This window comes from Glaciecola petra (assembly GCF_031846345.1).
Classification (GTDB): domain Bacteria; phylum Pseudomonadota; class Gammaproteobacteria; order Enterobacterales; family Alteromonadaceae; genus Glaciecola; species Glaciecola petra.
In genome coordinates this window covers 188,084-204,836 of record NZ_JAVRHX010000002.1, presented here as the reverse complement: position 1 = coordinate 204,836, position 16,753 = coordinate 188,084, and the positions used below count along the sequence as shown (strand labels likewise).

Annotated in this window: 11 protein-coding genes; 6 read left to right on the top strand and 5 right to left on the bottom strand. The window is 41.2% G+C overall.

The features are described 5' to 3' along the window. Position 1: 1 nt before the first annotated feature. The gene (locus RM552_RS08825; RefSeq protein ID WP_311368461.1) at positions 2-2,176 is read right to left on the bottom strand and encodes an FG-GAP repeat domain-containing protein; all 2,175 of its coding nucleotides are present in this window, start codon (positions 2,174-2,176) and stop codon (positions 2-4) included. A gap of 169 nt (positions 2,177-2,345) precedes the next feature. Between RM552_RS08825 and RM552_RS08820 the strand changes: the two genes are divergently transcribed. Continuing rightward, positions 2,346-2,909 (top strand): ECF-type sigma factor, encoded by a 564-nt coding sequence (locus RM552_RS08820; protein WP_311368460.1) that lies wholly within the window; start codon positions 2,346-2,348, stop codon positions 2,907-2,909. Between the two features lie 37 nt (positions 2,910-2,946). Here RM552_RS08820 and RM552_RS08815 read toward each other — a convergent pair whose 3' ends face one another. Together RM552_RS08815 and RM552_RS08810 are read right to left on the bottom strand one after the other, a co-directional pair. Then, a complete protein-coding gene (locus RM552_RS08815; RefSeq protein WP_311368459.1) occupies positions 2,947-5,349 on the bottom strand; it encodes a serine/threonine-protein kinase in 2,403 nt (800 codons plus the stop codon). 340 nt (positions 5,350-5,689) lie between these two features. After that, entirely contained in the window at positions 5,690-7,642 is a 1,953-nt protein-coding gene (locus RM552_RS08810; protein WP_311368458.1) for a glycoside hydrolase family 13 protein, read from the bottom strand. 354 nt (positions 7,643-7,996) lie between these two features. Here RM552_RS08810 and RM552_RS08805 point away from each other — a divergent pair, with 354 nt between their 5' ends. Both RM552_RS08805 and RM552_RS08800 read left to right on the top strand, forming a co-directional pair. Beyond that, on the top strand, positions 7,997-9,922 hold the full coding sequence (locus tag RM552_RS08805; RefSeq protein ID WP_311368457.1) for a M1 family metallopeptidase: 1,926 nt from the start codon (positions 7,997-7,999) through the stop codon (positions 9,920-9,922). A 73-nt stretch (positions 9,923-9,995) separates the two neighbouring features. After that, complete coding sequence (locus tag RM552_RS08800; protein WP_311368456.1) at positions 9,996-10,193, top strand: hypothetical protein; 198 nt, start codon at positions 9,996-9,998, stop codon at positions 10,191-10,193. A 3-nt stretch (positions 10,194-10,196) separates the two neighbouring features. Here RM552_RS08800 and RM552_RS08795 read toward each other — a convergent pair whose 3' ends face one another. After that, the gene (locus tag RM552_RS08795) at positions 10,197-11,489 is read right to left on the bottom strand and encodes a M14 family metallopeptidase (protein ID WP_311368455.1); all 1,293 of its coding nucleotides are present in this window, start codon (positions 11,487-11,489) and stop codon (positions 10,197-10,199) included. Between the two features lie 272 nt (positions 11,490-11,761). Between RM552_RS08795 and RM552_RS08790 the strand changes: the two genes are divergently transcribed. Next, the gene (locus RM552_RS08790) at positions 11,762-12,661 is read left to right on the top strand and encodes a DapH/DapD/GlmU-related protein (protein ID WP_311368454.1); all 900 of its coding nucleotides are present in this window, start codon (positions 11,762-11,764) and stop codon (positions 12,659-12,661) included. Between the two features lie 26 nt (positions 12,662-12,687). Next, a complete protein-coding gene (upp, locus tag RM552_RS08785; RefSeq protein WP_311368453.1) occupies positions 12,688-13,317 on the top strand; it encodes a uracil phosphoribosyltransferase in 630 nt (209 codons plus the stop codon). 19 nt (positions 13,318-13,336) lie between these two features. On the opposite strand, the gene RM552_RS08780 is transcribed toward upp, so the two are convergent. Then, complete coding sequence (locus RM552_RS08780) at positions 13,337-14,767, bottom strand: MFS transporter (protein WP_311368452.1); 1,431 nt, start codon at positions 14,765-14,767, stop codon at positions 13,337-13,339. A gap of 197 nt (positions 14,768-14,964) precedes the next feature. Between RM552_RS08780 and RM552_RS08775 the strand changes: the two genes are divergently transcribed. Then, positions 14,965-16,692: an arylsulfatase gene (locus tag RM552_RS08775; protein WP_311368451.1), complete on the top strand. Its 1,728-nt coding sequence runs from the start codon at positions 14,965-14,967 to the stop codon at positions 16,690-16,692. The last annotated feature ends 61 nt before the right edge of the window (positions 16,693-16,753 follow it).

Genomic DNA, 16,753 nt, shown 5'->3' with positions numbered 1-16,753 from the left:
ATTATTGCCCTCCCTGTGCAAGCGTCTCTGTTAGGATAAAGCTTCCGTTATTATCGGCCTGAAAAATAAGGACCTCGGTATTGTTTGAATTGGCTACCAAGATTGGTGGGGCGCTACTAATCGCATCACAAAATACAGTTCCTCCGGCATTAGACAATCCATTGTTGATAACGGAAGACAAATAGCTATTGTCGACTATCATGGTGTCACCTGCATCTACTGCTGACACAACATAAGTTGCGCCTCCTCCTGGGGGCTGACCAATCAAATCAAAATATAGAATGGCCTCACCTTGTACGCCTGAAATGTCTACGCTGACTTGTCCATTGTTATAGTTCACGCCATTTGCGACATTTACACTTCCGTCAGCAGCAATATTCAAAAATGAACTGGCGCTTGCGTTGACGGTGTCCACCAAAGATTGATTGTTAGCATCGAGCAAAGAGACTTCGAGTACGTCAGGAATAGCCCCCTCACTTTGCTCTAAAAGAATAGACGAAAGGGTAAATTGCAGTTGTGAGTAGTCTGCTGAAGGGGTAAATTTTTGATACAAGCTAACCAAAAACGATTCGTTCTCAAACAACTGAGCTCCGTTGGCAGAGCGTGTTACACGACCGGCTTCTTGGCTCTTTTGTCCAGACGCATTGTGTCCAGTTGCATTGGCCATCCAGCCTGACAAGCCATTGCTAAATTCTCCGTTGGTAATAACCGATTGAATAGATGAGTTGTCGTTTCGGGTATAGAGATTTAAGTTTGAATCGTCTAGGACGAGTAAATCACTGAAGCCGTCTTGATTAAAATCACCTAAGGTGATTTCAACAATAGCACTTGCTTGAAAAAAGACTTCTGTTGCTTGTGAAGCAAAACTACCATCACCCAAGCCTGCATAAATAGCAACACTGCCGTCACTATGTCCAATCGCCAAATCAAGTGCTTCAGAATCGACTAAATTAGCAAGTATCGCTGTAGTCGGGGTCATGAAACCACTAGTAAATAAACTTGCTGCGCTAAATACACTGCTGCCGTCGTTTATCAATACCTGCACACTAGCTTCACCGCCATCAACGAACACCCAATCGAGTAAGACATCGTCGTTAATAAAGCCTGGCACCACTAAAATTGCATCTCCTGCATCCGCCCTAAATTGATGATACGCGCCAGAAAACGCTGCGTTTGTTGGGTCGAGTTCAGATAAATCGCTGTTGGTGAGAGGGAAAGATTCAATATAAAAAGGCTTGCTGCTTATATTTGCCTGACACTGCAAGCGTTCAAGCGTTAAGGCTAGTTCGTCTTGATTGTCTGCAATGTCTGTGGCTGTAATTTCAAATTCATTATCACCCAGCTCAAGATTAATATTGGCGACTTGTCCTTGACCGTTTGCATCTGAGGCGTAGTCAGTTAAAAAAGTTACTTGACCTTGTTCTACTTCTGAAACCGCAATTTCGGCACTAGGCTCACTCAAGGTGTTTAGCCTCACTTTTTGTAGCAAGCTCGAATTATCACTGGGAGGGGTATCGGTACTGGGAGCAAGATTAGCAACGATATTGGGTGCTTGAGTATCTAAATTAATCGTCACTTGTGCTTGGCTGCTATTGCCTGACGTATCAACAGCAGTGCCTATGATAACTTGGTTTGCGCCATCGCTATCTATCAACACATCATCACTACAAGACGCAATCGAGACATCATCAGCACAAATAAACGAAACCTTAACTGGCGCATTGTGCCAGCCATTTTGATTTGCTTGCGTGCTAAGTTGAGCGCTTATTGTAGGGGGCGTTGTGTCATCATTAACAATAAGCTCTTCACCACTAAACACATAATTTAAGAGAGACAAATTAGGGCTAATTCTTGAGCTTACTCGAATGGTGAAAGTGTCGGTACTCGACACTAGAATGTTAGTCGCGGCATCACCAAAATTTAGATTGCGCTTTGTCACACGAATACTGCGATCAGTGCTGGAAACTACACCAGTGACGTCAGTTAAGGGGACATCAGGGTTGTTAATTTGTAAGCGATAGGTGTAGTAAGCGGTTCTGCCTCTCACCAATACGTCTTCTTCAATGACTTGAACAACAGCAATATCTTCAACACCTGCTGCTACTTCGTTGGGTCCTAGCAATGTTCCATACAAAACAACAACCAACCCTAGCCAACCTAGCTTGCGCTCACCCATTTGATAATCTCCTTTCTATCTGAATGTCCATGCAACGAACCGAAAATTCGGCTACATCAAAACACTTAACGAGAAAACGAATAAAAACCGGACAAAAATATTTTCTTGTATCGTGTTTGTTTTTTAGGCAATCTAAAAAGAGAAGCAGTTAGAAGGTATTAAGACGTAAATGAGTGCAACGCAAACTAACAAGACTGAAGGTTATAGTGACCAAGAGCGTCATATCGCAAGCCACTTACTAGAGCAAGCTTATGAACCATTACTGAGGCTGGCCCGAAACCGAAGACGCAGGGTTGCACAAAGTGCTACCTTGATGACAGAAGACATCCTACATGATTGCTTTTTAAAACTAAGTGGTAAAACCGTTTGGCAATCGCAAGATCAGTTTATCCGCACGGCTAGCTTAGCGATTAGGCAGGTTATTGTTGATCATGCACGTAAAAAGCTTACCGTAAAACATGGTAGTGGAAACAATAATCTAGCATTGAGTGAAGATGAAACCTTACTGCCAGAATACAGTGAAACACCAGAGCAAATACTCTCAATTAACGATTTACTCGAAAAACTAGAATGTAAAAAGCCACGTTTATCTAAAGTGGTTGATGCTCGCTATTTTGCAGGTCTGACAGAGTCAGAAACCGCCATTGCATTAGGTGTCTCTGAGCGCACAATAAGACGCGATTGGCAGCTTGCCAAGGCGTGGTTAGCAGAAAAAATGGATTCATCGGCTTAGATTTTCACCAAATCAGTCATAATCTAGCGAGCTTCTTCTATTGAGCCTTTTCAAGTGAATCTGCAACTAAAGAGCTTACACCTAGAGAAACCAGGCGCTCTCTCATAAAACTTAACTCAATATTTTTTTGTATAACTTCGGTATCTAGCAATTTTTCTTGTGCAAGTTTATTTGCCGCATCCAAGCCCTCTAATTGAAAGCTTACAAACAACTCCGCCAATCCTAAACGAGTATCTAAATGCGAAGAAGGCTTTTTTTCACTTAACCTGTCGGCGACTTGTCGCAATATCAGTTTGGCACTAGCGTCATTATTTAAAGCGAGGTATTCAGCCTTATCAAGCACAACGTAAATAGAGCTATTAGAGCTTGCTCCACTATATTTTTCGATAATCGGAATCGCTTGATCAATATATGACAAGGCTGCATCAACATCATTTTGTAACATTGCCCTATTTGCCAAAACCGAATACGCGATGCCGAGCTCTCTGCTTTCGCCTTTTTTTGCCACAACGGTATCTATAACGCGCCTCGCTATTGTTTCAGCTCGATCCAAATCTTGTGTATGCCACAGTTCAAATTCAGCCAAATTAAGTAAGCCTGTATCGGTGCCTGAAATCTCGATTAAAGGTTTGGCATCAATAATATTCGCTACTTCCTTTATCGCCTCATAAGCCGCAGGAAAATCTCCTCGTAACTGTCGCAATTTTGATGTTTGATTCCAAAAATACATGGCAAGTGGATCAACAATTTCTACGCTCAAACCTTTGAGCAAAAGGCCTTCTGCCTTTGTTATGTCATCAGGTTCTTCAGTTAGAATGGCAATTTGCGTCGCAGCAGCAATGTGGTCGGGTGTATTTGCATCAAAACTAGCAGCCATCCATGCTTCTGTTTTGCGTAACAATGGCAAAGCATCTTGCTCTCGACCAACAGAAAAGTAGGCAATGGCGAGCATCTGACGTCCAAATCCCAAAAGAGCTGGTGGACCATACTCTTCGTCCACCCAAGGTTGAAAAACATCTATCGCGGTTAAGTAATCGTTACGAAACAAAAAGTGGCGACCAATTGCATAACTCAAAAACGCGGCATTATTGGGATCACTTTCGCGCAATTCATAAGCCTGCTGCCACCTACCTTTAAGAATACTCGTTTGTTTGTCAACGTCTGCCTCTGCGCCAAACATGGATTGTAAGGTGTCGGCGTAGGCCGATTGAGTTGCATGGAACAAATCTGCACGATCTAAATAAAAATTAGCTTGGGCTAAACTTTGTTCAGATTCTGTAAGGGCAAGTTTTGCTCGCTGCGCTTCGGTGTCTGCCTGCTTGGCAAAATTTAAGCTTGCGACTAAGCCAACCGTGAGTGAAATGACTGCGAGTAGACCAAAGAGATTAGCAAAAGGATAGCGCTGTATAAACTTGCTTGCTCTATAACGCCAAGTGTCTATTCTTGCCGATACTGGTTTGCAGTCTAAATAGTCCGAAATGTCATCCGTAAGCGAAGATATCGAACTGTATCTGTTCTCTACTTGCAGTGCCAAAGACTTTTCGATAATCGCAAGTATATCTCGGTCGGCTATTGCATCATTACTTACTTGCATGCCACCATCGTCTTGGCGGATCGCGGCTTTTCCAGACACAATTTCGTGTAACAATAAGCCCAGTGCAAACACATCTGTTTGAACTGAAACCGTCTCTCCTTTTAATTGCTCTGGAGCGGCTGTTGCGAGACTAAAAGCCGCTACATGACCTGTTTCATCTTCAAGATCAGAAGCGATGCCAAAATCAATAAGGCAAGGTTTGCCTTGCTGGTTAACTAGCACATTTTGAGCTTTGATGTCGCGGTGTAAAACGAGTTGCGAATGTGCATGTTCTACTGCATTACACAAGTGTAAAAACATGACTAACTGAGATTTAAGGCTTAAATTATTGTTAGCAATATATTCTGTAATAGCTTGACCATCTATAAATTCCATTGCCATAAAAAGACGACCATCAGCACTGGTGCCGCCGTCAATAATACGCGCAATCCCCGGATGGTTCATTAATGCAAGCCGTTGTCGTTCTACCTCAAAAAGTGCAGCCCGCGATGGTGATAGGCCTTGCATAACTTTAATAGCAACGGTTTGTTCGTATAGGCCGTCTGCGCGCTTGGCTTGATAAACGTCGCCCATGCCGCCTTGTCCAATTGCATGTTCAATCTGCCATGGACCAACAAACGAACCTGCTTCAAGCACGTTGTCATTTTCTGGATTTAACTTATCTTTGCCTTCATTTGAAATAGAAGTCGCTAGAAAGTCCATTCTGTTATTAGATTGCTGAAGAAGGCGCTTAATATGCGCTGCTTCTTGAGTGCCTTCGATAGTTTTCAGATAAGTCTTTAACGCACTATCGTCTAGGGTTAATGCATGCTCTACATCATTAGAAATTTTAGCCCAATCCAGCATTAAGCAACTCCTTAAATAAGTTTTATCCCGCATGTACCCAGCGTTGATATAAGACTTATTTCAATTAGTAAATGACAATAAGCCGACTCAGTAAAAAAAGTATCACATATTACAATAAACTTTCATACTGAATGTGTACGCAATGAGTCTTAAATGCTGGATGGGAATTTGGCTTCGAACCACCGCACTTAAGATGGCTTTTTGCCGGTCAATAATTGAATAGAATGCTTGCTGTCACTGCAAAATTGTAAAATTCAATTATTTACGAACAGCATTGATTATATTCAGTTTTACCAAAAATCCTCAGTATTAAAATATCGATTTTAGTGGGTGAAAGTTATTACTCGCTTATGATAATAAGAGCACTGAGTCCATTTAAAGTGAGTGTTTCGGCTGGTACAGCTTGTTTAATTTTGATATCGCTAGATTGCCACAATGTCCAACTATTTGTGTTTAGTATTTGTTCTGGTATTTCTATGTCGACAGGACGTTCTTGAAGATTAAAAGCTACCCACGCTTGAGATGATTTTTGTGTTGCCATATCGTTTGAATCAGGCCAGAAACGACGATAAGATAGTAAGCGCTCACCATCATCATAACTATCAAATTGTATTTCACCAAGCCTTAAAACGGCTGAACTTTGACGTAGTTTTATTAAAGATTGATAGTAGTCAAACATACTTTGATCAAATGCGACTTTATCTGCTTTTTTAGGCTTGCCCAATGGATGTACTTTCTCGTCATCAAAGGTCAATTCTGGCCAAATTAAGGGCTTACGATTGTGAGGGTCGTCGCTTCCCCACATACCCATTTCATCACCTTGCCAAATTTGTGGTGCACCAACGTAAGTATATTGATGAGCGAGCATTAGTTTTACCCGCAAAGTCGTATCTAAATCTGGTTTGTTAATTTTATAGTTTGCATCTTGGGTTTCTTTTGCGTTGAATTTATATTTATTGTTATTGTAAAACGATGTGGATAAACGCGGACTATCATGACTAGCCGACATATTCATCATCGCGTATGGATATTCAGGTGCTAAGTTGTTTGTAAATGAAGCCAATCTATTAGAAAATTCATTTGCACTTATTGGGTTTGGCGCTTCAGCAAAAAAACGTCTAGCTTCTCTATACCAACGATAGTTCATTACTGCGTCAAATATATCACCTTGTAAAAAGGGTTGAGGGTCAAATAGGTCGTCAGGAAATTTTTCCCACCAAATTTCACCCACCAAGTAAGCTTCTGGATTTAGCCTTTTAACCACCTCACGATATTCGCGCCAAAATCCAATGGGTACTTCTGCTGCCACATCAAGTCTAAAACCGTCAATGCCATCCTCTGGGTCGCCATCGCCATTTGGATCAAGCCAACGACGAGTAATGGCGAATATATGCTCTTTTGCCGCTTGGCTATAAATATTCCCCTCAACTAACGAGACCTTTTCCGCATGGTCTGCATAAACGGTCTCTTTGATTTCGGGTAAATCAAATACGCCAAACCAACCTCGATATTCAAATTCGTTATCAGGTGTGTCCGGATCATCAAATTGCTTTACCCAATACCAGTCTGCATAATCAGAGGATTGTTGATTTTTTAGAAGATCTTGCCATGCCCAAAAAGTGTGACCCGTATGGTTCCATGAATAATCTAAAATAACTCTGATACCGCGCGCTTTTGCTTGTTTTATAAGTGCTAGGAACAGCTTGTCGGCATGGGTGAACTCCCATGTATCGGGGTCGCTAGGATCTTCATCTGCAATAATTTCCCGATCTTTTGCAGGTTCAGGACCAAAGTTCACATCAACATGACGCCAATGACGAGCATCATATTTATGCATCGATGGGGCGTCGTTAATTGGGTTAAAATATATCGCATTAATTCCTAAGGTTTGCAAATAGTCGAGTTTATCTATCACGCCCTGTAAATCCCCACCATAGCGGCGTAACGCGGTTTTTGCATCAAAACTTGAAATTTCGTTACCGGTGAAATCAGTTTTACCATCGAGTGATGAGAAATACTCGTCAGCTTGATACCAATCTTGTGTCCACGGAGTCAATTTCCAATCATCAGGAATATACCCTGGATACGAACCCTGTATGCTTTCTGACGTAGGGTCGTTGGTAACATCGCCATTATGAAAGCGTTCAACAAAAATTTGATACCAAATTGCTTCTTTAGTCCACTCCGGCGGCTTTGTAGGAAGCGTTTCTTCGTTCTTAGCGTTGTCATTTGTGCACCCACCTGAGATAAAGACACTGGCGATGAGTGCGGTAAGTAAAAGGATTTTTTGCATATTATTCGTGTCCACTTACCAATTTTGCCTTATTTTTTGATTAACGCTAAGCCTATTCTATGCGTTATTTCTAATCTAAAATTCAAACTAACTACACCTATAAATTATAGAATGCATACCCATCATTCAAGCTCTTAATTCAGAATACGACCAACTGTTTACAAAAATTCTTACCCCAAGCATTGCGGAAATACATTCGTTTAGTCCAAATAGACACAAACCCAGGTACAGTTCTTAAGGTAAAATTCAGTTAATGATTGATAATCTTGATGTTTTCATTTAGCGTTAGCAATTATAACTTCCCTCTTAGATAAAGTTTTACTGGATAAAACAGATTCTTTAATGACGATAATAATGAAAATTAACCTAAAACAATTGCTGCTTCTTATTTCCTTTATCGCTTTGATTGCTTGCTCAGAACATACTCGCACGCCCGCGATAGAAGACGAAACGAAGCCGATTGAAGCAAGCACGGCAAGTTTGCAAGCAGAGTCCATCAATGACACTTTTGAAACCGGAAAAGACTATCATTCCTTTGCTAATCCAGACCAGATTAGTGTGAGCCATATTGCTTTAGACCTAACTGCAGACTTCACAAAAAGAAGCCTAATCGGTTTTGCAGAACTAACAATGCAACGTCACGATGCCAACGCTACTACATTGATATTAGATACACGTAACCTAAGCATTGAAAGCGTGACTGTTGCTGGCGAAGCCGCCGAATTCGAATTGAAGCCCGCTGACGAAAACCTTGGTGCTGCCTTGCATATTCAAGTAGGTGATGTTGCCAAAAAGGTAAAGGTGAGTTACAGCACTTCGCCAAATGCGTCAGGTGTGCAATGGTTAAGCCCGGAGCAAACCGCAGGTAAAAAACATCCCTTTTTGTTTACACAAGCGCAAGCCATACATGCTAGAAGCTTTATCCCTTTGCAGGATTCACCCCAAGTAAGGGTTACCTATAACGCAACCATCCGAACGCCAGAGTCCTTACTAGCAGTCATGAGTGCAGCCAACGACCCAAATACACCCCGAGATGGCGTGTATGAATTTGAAATGCCTCAAGCCATTCCCTCTTATTTAATCGCGTTAGCTATAGGTGACTTAGCCTTTAAACCAATGGGAGAACGCACCGGTGTATATTCAGAACCCGCCCTGCTCGAAGCATCGGCAGCTGAGTTTGAAGATACAGAAAGCATGCTTGAAGTTACCGAAAGTAAATACGGAGCATATAGTTGGGACAGATACGACTTACTCATATTGCCGCCGTCGTTTCCTTTCGGCGGAATGGAAAACCCGAGATTGTCATTTATTACACCAACTGTTATTGCTGGCGATAAGAGTTTGGTCGCATTAATTGCCCACGAATTAGCACACAGTTGGTCGGGTAACACAATTAGTAACGCCACATGGCGAGATTTGTGGTTAAACGAGGGCTTCACTACTTATTTAACTTACCGCATCATGGAAATGATATACGGTACTGATCGTTATAATATGGAAGCTGTGCTTGGTTACCAAGATCTGCAAAAGGATATCGCCAGCTTAACGCCAAGCGATCAAATATTGGCCATTGACCTTAGAGGCCGTGATGCAGATGACGTTTTTTCAAACATTCCTTACGAAAAAGGCGCTTTGTTTTTACGCGAAATTGAACAAAAGATTGGTCGTGATAATTTTGATAAATTTTTACTACAGTATTTTGAAGATTATGCCTTTAAAAGCATTACAACCGATGAATTTATCGACTATTTGGATAAAACCTTGTTGGAGCAATATAGCGACCAACTAATTAAAAGTCGGATTGAAGAGTGGATTTTTGAGCCCGGCATTCCTAATGGTGCCCCAGTGCCCGAATCAGACGCTTTTTTAATTGTAGATTCAGCACGGAGTAATTGGTTGAGTGGCAGTATGCAAGCAAGCGATATTCAAACAAACTCATGGACCGTGCATCAATGGCTATATTTTTTGAATAATATGCCTAAGCAACTCAGCGAAAAGCAGTTAGGCGACTTAGATGCCGCATTTGCGTTAACACAGTCCGCAAACAACGAAATTGCACATAGCTGGTTACTCATGGCGATTAGAAATAATTATCAATCGGCGTTTCCTCGTTTATATACTTATTTAGTGAGTATTGGCCGCAACAAATTGGTGGCACCACTATATAGAGAGCTTGTTTTAACGCCTGAAGGCAAAGCCTTTGCCCAAAAAGCGTTTTTAGAAGCGAAACCGGGTTATCACCCTTTAACAATTTCGGCAAATCAACATGTTATGGATTAATCAATTGTTGCAGGCTTCCAGCAAACAGGTTGGCATTTTTATACTAAAAAAATAAGCAAGTGAGGGTATCGTTATGGTGATGTTTTTATTTGTAGTATCGTGTTTTGTCTTTGTGACGACCATCACATGGATGAGTTATCAATTAGCCGAGGCAAAAGCAATGAATCCCGTTAGTGCTGGAGCAATAGGGTTTTTCTTGTCACTTTTGCCCCCAATTGGTTTGATATTTGTCGCTTATTTAGCATTGAAGGAAGAACCTAGACAATATTAGGGGTTAGGGGGAGTTGGTTTTTGTCCCGCCTGTTTTATCGTCAAGATAAACAAAATCATCGCTATCAGTAGTCAACAGCTTATCCATTAACGATATCGCAGCCTCTTTTGCCACATGCTCTATCATCTTACGGTTAGTATTGTCGCCCATTTCATAGGTCACGGCATGTACATTAAATTTATCGGCAATATATTGCTTAAAAACGCCTCTGCCAGGACTAGAGCCTGGCCGCTCACGAATAACAAAAGACGAGGCAAGGCGTGGTTTTAATTCTTTTAACCACTCGTTGACCAAATTAGCGGGGGCCACATGATAATCGGTGGGCATGGTATAAAAAATATCTTGCTGGGTAGAATGAAAATCTAAGGCAAATACCAATTTAGAGTACTCACCTAAAAGACTCAGTATTTTGTCTCTTACCAGCCGAGTCTCTATTTGTTCAAATTTATGCCAATCTCTATTTAAATCCACCCCAGTTGAGGAATGACGCCAATTCCCAGCAGCGACGCCATCGGGATTCATATTTGGCACAATGAGTACATTAAAACGCTCAAAAAAAGCAGGATTAATTGCATCGATATACATGGTTTCAACAAACGCTTTGAGAGCTAATGCGCCAGTTATTTCCGGAGGATGCTGACGACCAATAATCACTACCCACTCATGGTTATCTTGCTGCTGAGATATATAAGCGTGAATATCTCGACCCTGCGTGGATTCGCCAATAACCACATGTCGTAAGTTTTCACTCTTCAAAAGTAATTCGTTTTTCCAATCTAAATAACTTTGATTATCTAGAATTTCTTGTCCCGCAATCCATATCGGCGTTTTAGATTGTGGAATAGTAAAATGCATGTTTTGTTCACTAACTGAAAAAGGCAATGACTGCCATGTTTTGCCGTCTGTACTTATTTTAGGTAAATAACGAGGTCTCGATTCAATCGCTCGCAAAACTATATCAATGTCTTGCGTAAGCGACGATTCAACTTTAAACGCATACCAAGGGCTTGGGTTTATGGGTCGATTTTCAGCGTCTGTACTCAACATAAATTCATGTTGTGAAAGCTGTTCGCAGCTATTAAGCCTTGCGCCTTCAAAATCGACTTTAAATACAACATTTGTAAATTTACAACTTTGTTCTTTAGTTTCTAGAGGATTGATGACTTGTGTACTGTTGGCCTTGGCAAAGAGATTGGCGTTAGCAAGAATATTTGTACTAAAAGCACTAAAAAGTAAACATACAAAAAGAACAGCAAAACCTTTTGCTTTGATTTGAATCAGTAGTGGCAGTTGCATGCTAAGCTCTCTTAACAAAGTTTGGTAAATATTAGCAACAAATAGGCAATTTGTATGTAAGTAAGATTTATTAGCAGTACACAAAAAATGCCCTAACACTTCTAAATAGTCATTACTTGATATTGCATCTTCAATGATTGATAAAATTTCTACGGTAAAGCTTTTTTTATCAAACAGGCAATGGGATAATATTCAGTCAGAGGGTAACAGAGCGAAAAACACTAAAACCCTTATATACTTGAGATTCAAACACACTTTTTAAAAGGTAAAAAATGAAAATTAGCCGCATAGGACACAGATACAGCGATGTACAATCAGGTAAAACTCTTGATGTATGGTTCCCTCGAGACAACAAAAAGTTAGCTAGAAGTTGCTTAGCTGAAAAAGTGGGTATTATCAAAAGTGACTTCATTACTGTAGATATTGACTCTTTAGACGAGCCGGCTGCTAGTGCGGAAGAAGCCTATTTACGCTTACATTTATTGTCTGAATGCGCAGTGAAACCTAATGGGCAAAACTTAGATGGAATATTTGGTTTATTAAATAATGTCGCATGGACTTCGGCTGGTCCAGTATTGCCAAACAAAGTAGACGAGTTACGCAGCGCAATTAGTGGTGAGTATCATCACTTAACCATTACATCTATCGATAAGTTTCCGCGCATGACTGACTATGTTATTCCGCCGGGTGTAAGAATAGGCGACGCTGACAGAATTAGACTTGGTGCTCATTTATCCTCTGGCACTACGGTAATGCATGAAGGTTTTGTAAACTTTAATGCAGGTACTCTTGGCGAATCAATGGTTGAAGGACGAGTGACTCCCGGAGTTATTGTCGGCAAAAATTCCGATGTAGGTGCTGGCGCATCTATTATGGGTACCCTTTCTGGTGGCGGAAAACAAATCAATTTTATTGGTGAGCGCAGTCTGCTCGGCGCAAATGCCGGTATTGGTATTTCCTTAGGTGATGAATGCATTGTAGAAGCCGGTTTATATGTTACCGCCGGTACAAAAGTGAAAACGCCAGATGGCACTGTTGTTTCGGCTAAAGCATTGTCTGGTAAATCAGGCTTGCTGTATCGACGTAATAGTCAAACAGGTGTTGTAGAAGCTCTCGTTACAGACGCTTCACTGTGGGGTGGACTAAACGACAGTTTGCACAGTAATGACTAAGGTTTAAAAATAAAAGAAGGTTCGGTATGCCAGTTTACGAAATAAAACACCCCCTTATTCAGCATAAAATAGGACTCATGCGCAAAGCCAAAGTCAGTAGCAAAGACTTTAGAGAGTTAGCCAGTGAGGTGGGAAATTTACTGACATACGAGGCTACACGAGACCTTGAGGTAGAAAATGTTGATATCACTGGGTGGGCAGGCGAACCCATCCCTGTGCAAAAACTGAAAGGGAAAAAAATAACTGTAGTACCGATATTACGTGCGGGTTTAGGCATGCTAGATGGTGTTTTGGCCCTTATGCCCAATGTAAAAATAAGCGTAGTTGGTTTATATCGAAACGAAGAAACTTTGCAGCCTGTGGCTTATTTTGACAAGGTAGTTAAAGACGTTGAATTAAGAACAGCGCTTATAGTAGACCCAATGTTAGCCACCGGCGGCACCTTAATGGCAACAATTGAGCTGCTTAAAGCTAAAGGCTGTGAGCGAATATTAGGGTTGTTTTTAGTCGCTGCACCAGAAGGAATTGAAGCGGTACTGCAAAAGCATCCTGACATTGATATTTATGTCGCGGCAATCGACGAAAAACTAAATGAACATGGGTATATCTTGCCAGGTTTAGGCGATGCGGGCGACAAAATTTTTGGCACCCGCTAGTCGGCTATTTATCAACCGTTTATAACTCGCCGCGGCGTTCTATTAACTCTTTTTGAATTCCCCGTGCGCGATCTTCGTCCAAATCGTAAGACCACATGACCCATATTGCTAGGGCTGCGGTGCTTGCCGGTATTACAATATCTGCAATTCTTAGTTTGGTCATTGTCTCGGCTGTTTGTACCGCTAGGCTTTGGTCAAAGCCAACAAAACTTAACACTACGCCGCCTAAGATCATAGCAATGGCTTGCCCAATTTTTACCATTAGCCAATAAATAGCGGCAAAAGTACCTTCTCTTCGTGGCATGCCATTTTTTAATTCATCTAAATCACACACATCAGCGGTCATGCTCAACATAAGAGTAAACAAGCCGCCTATACCGAAACAAAACATGGGAATAGGTAAAAATATCATCCATGTATTACCCGCGGTAAAGCCATACCATTTTAATCCGTAGCCAACAATTGAAATTGAAGTAGAAATTATAAATGCCATACGTTTACCCCATTTGTTTGCCATCCACGAAACAATTGGAATAACAAAAAATGCAGTCATTAAAGCACTTGCTGTGGCGTACCATGCTGGCCAATTACCGGCGGCGCCGTAGTCACCGTTATACATATGAAACACAATAATATAGTAAGCGAAAGAAGAAACTAGCTGGAAGCCATTAAAGATTAGAAAAGTTGCCGCACAGAGCTTCACAAATGATGGATTTTGGAAAGTTTGTATTATACCTTTCACAATAGCGACTAGATTTGTGCCCATGGTGCGCAATGAAATTTCTTTGGTATTATCAATATGGTCGCTGTCGATTCCTTTACAAAATAGGCCCGGTACAATCCCTAAAATCATACAAATCCCGCCCACAATTAAGGCCATTTTTTGCACGCCTTCCGCTTGAGTCTCAAATAAATCAGGGTTAGCAATCAGTACCCAAAACCAAGGCACTATCATCCAAGCGATTTGTCCCATAAACTGCGCTATTGCCATTAAACGGGTGCGCTCATTATAGTCAGTGGTGATTTCGTAACCCAAGCCGACAAAAGGGGTTGCGAACATCGTATTACCGATAGTAAATGCTAATGAAAACAACAAAAAATACCAAAAATTGTATTGTTGGGAAGCCTCAGGATCCATCTGCCACATAAGCGCAAAAAGCACACCACTCAAAATAGAGCCAATAACAATATAGGGCCGGCGTCTGCCCCAACGTGATTTGGTGTTATCGGTTATAAATCCCATGATAGGGTCAGTAATGGCATCAAAAATTCTTGGCAAGCCTGTTAAAAGACCCGCCAATACAGGGTCCATTCCATACGCAGTGACCAAGAAAAAAGCGAAAATGCTGACTGACGCAGGCAATAAATTAAGAACAAGGGTACCGGTGCCATAAGCGCCTTTAAGTGGCAATGATACAATATCTTTTGCAGGAGTTTCGATGTGAGACATTCTGGTTAAGCCGCCTTAGTTTTTATATCATTGATGCATGGTTAGCATACTTCATGTCAGTAGTGTAAATTTTATGTTAACACGTATTGGTAACACCTTTGCACATTAAAGTATGTATTTTGAGACCACGCGGGATTATTCTGCGGTGACTTGCCTATGTAGATAATTTCGCTATGTGTAGCGTTAAGCTTTTTTAAATGAAATTTAATGCTAGTATAAAAAACCAATTTTGCTATGGCATTGATGCAGTGATAATGAACCCTTCAAAAATGAAAGATTCTCTGATTGTGATTTTTGCAATTGTTATTTTAACTATTTTTAGCGGCTGCTCCAAGCAAGAAATCAACCGCGAGGTAAACGGCTTAGAAGTTAAGCGCCCTAATATTTTGTTAATTGTTGCAGACGATATGGGCTATACCGATATTGGTGCTTTTGGCGGAGAAATAGACACTCCGAATATAGATATGCTGGCGTCTAGCGGCCTTAGCTTTAGTAATTTCCATACCGCGCCTATGTGTGCTGTTACCAGAGCAATGTTGCTGTCGGGCAACGATAATCATATTGCTGGTATGGGAAGCCAAGACTTAAATTCGCAAGCCTTTGGCTATGAAGGTCATTTAACCGACCGCATTGTGCCCTTACCCGCTTTGTTGCAGAAAGCCGGCTATCATACCAGCATGGTAGGTAAATGGCATTTAGGTACAGCGCCAGACCACCTTCCAGCCAATAAAGGCTTTGCGCAATCATTTATTATTCCTGAAGGTGTGGCAAATCACTATAGTGACAAAGGTTGGTTAGCTCGCGATCCGGTGAGCACTTATCTAGAAAATAATGAGCCTGTTAAATGGAAAGAAGGCGATTACTCAACCGACGTTTATACCTCTAAAATTATCGAATATATTGACAATAACAAAGATAGCGACAAGCCATTTTTTGCATTTGCGGCATACACCTCACCCCATTGGCCTTTGCAAGTAGACGAAGCGTATTGGAAGAAATATGAAGGTAAGTACCGCGATGGTTACGAGGTGTTAAGACAAAATCGCTTTACTAGCCTCAAAAAGCTGGGGCTTATAGCTGAATCTGCAGAACTACCAGATACCCATGAAAGTGTAAAGCCATGGAGTACTTTAAGCGCTGATGAAAAACTAATTGAAGAACGTAAAATGGAACTTTATGCGGGTATGGTTGACAATTTAGACGTTAATATTGGTCGCATAGTAGACTACCTTAAACAAACAAATCAGTTCGAAAATACCCTTATTGTTTTTATGTCTGATAATGGCGCTGCCGCCAATGATTTTTACTACCATCCTTATTTTGCAGAATTTTTGAACGCAAACTACACCGACGCTTATGCTGAAATGGGTAAAAAAGATTCCTTTATTTCGTACGGTCCTCAATGGGCTGAAGCCGGCTCAGCACCTTTCAGGTACTTTAAAGGCTATACAACACAAGGCGGCATTACCAGCCCAATGCTTATATCTGGGGCCATGGTTAAGCATAAAGGAACCGTCACTAAAACATTCACATCACTACTCGATATCGCTCCAACTTTTTATGAATATGCGCAAATTGATTACCCAGAATCATTTTTAGGAAAGGAAGTCTATCCTTTAAAAGGCGCTTCTATGGCCTCTCTTTTAGAGCAAAAAGCTGATTTTTTGCATGATGCCAACTATGTGTTTGCCATGGAACATCGACATAACATTGTGGTGCGAAAAGGTGATTGGAAGCTAGTCAATGAAACAAAGCCTTTCGACCCGCAAAATTTTGCACTATACAATCTTGCTGAAGATGCGGGTGAGCAAAATAACCTTAAGGGTGAATATCCTCTTGTTTATCAAGATATGCTAGCACATTGGCAAACCTATAAACTTGAAAGCCAAGTACAGTTTCCAACACCTTCCGGTGTATCTAAATAAGCTTTTCTGATTTTGAGTTGGTTTTGAGGCAGTTTTAGCTTGGTTTTAAGGCGGTGACACA

Coding starts and splice junctions, on each gene's coding strand:
- upp (WP_311368453.1), top strand. CDS start 12,688: ATGCCAGTTTACGAAATAAAACACCCCCTTATTCAGCATAAAATAGGA.
- RM552_RS08815 (WP_311368459.1), bottom strand. CDS start 5,349: ATGCTGGATTGGGCTAAAATTTCTAATGATGTAGAGCATGCATTAACC.
- RM552_RS08775 (WP_311368451.1), top strand. CDS start 14,965: ATGAAATTTAATGCTAGTATAAAAAACCAATTTTGCTATGGCATTGAT.
- RM552_RS08780 (WP_311368452.1), bottom strand. CDS start 14,767: ATGTCTCACATCGAAACTCCTGCAAAAGATATTGTATCATTGCCACTT.
- RM552_RS08805 (WP_311368457.1), top strand. CDS start 7,997: ATGAAAATTAACCTAAAACAATTGCTGCTTCTTATTTCCTTTATCGCT.
- RM552_RS08790 (WP_311368454.1), top strand. CDS start 11,762: ATGAAAATTAGCCGCATAGGACACAGATACAGCGATGTACAATCAGGT.
- RM552_RS08825 (WP_311368461.1), bottom strand. CDS start 2,176: ATGGGTGAGCGCAAGCTAGGTTGGCTAGGGTTGGTTGTTGTTTTGTAT.
- RM552_RS08800 (WP_311368456.1), top strand. CDS start 9,996: ATGGTGATGTTTTTATTTGTAGTATCGTGTTTTGTCTTTGTGACGACC.
- RM552_RS08795 (WP_311368455.1), bottom strand. CDS start 11,489: ATGCAACTGCCACTACTGATTCAAATCAAAGCAAAAGGTTTTGCTGTT.
- RM552_RS08820 (WP_311368460.1), top strand. CDS start 2,346: ATGAGTGCAACGCAAACTAACAAGACTGAAGGTTATAGTGACCAAGAG.
- RM552_RS08810 (WP_311368458.1), bottom strand. CDS start 7,642: ATGCAAAAAATCCTTTTACTTACCGCACTCATCGCCAGTGTCTTTATC.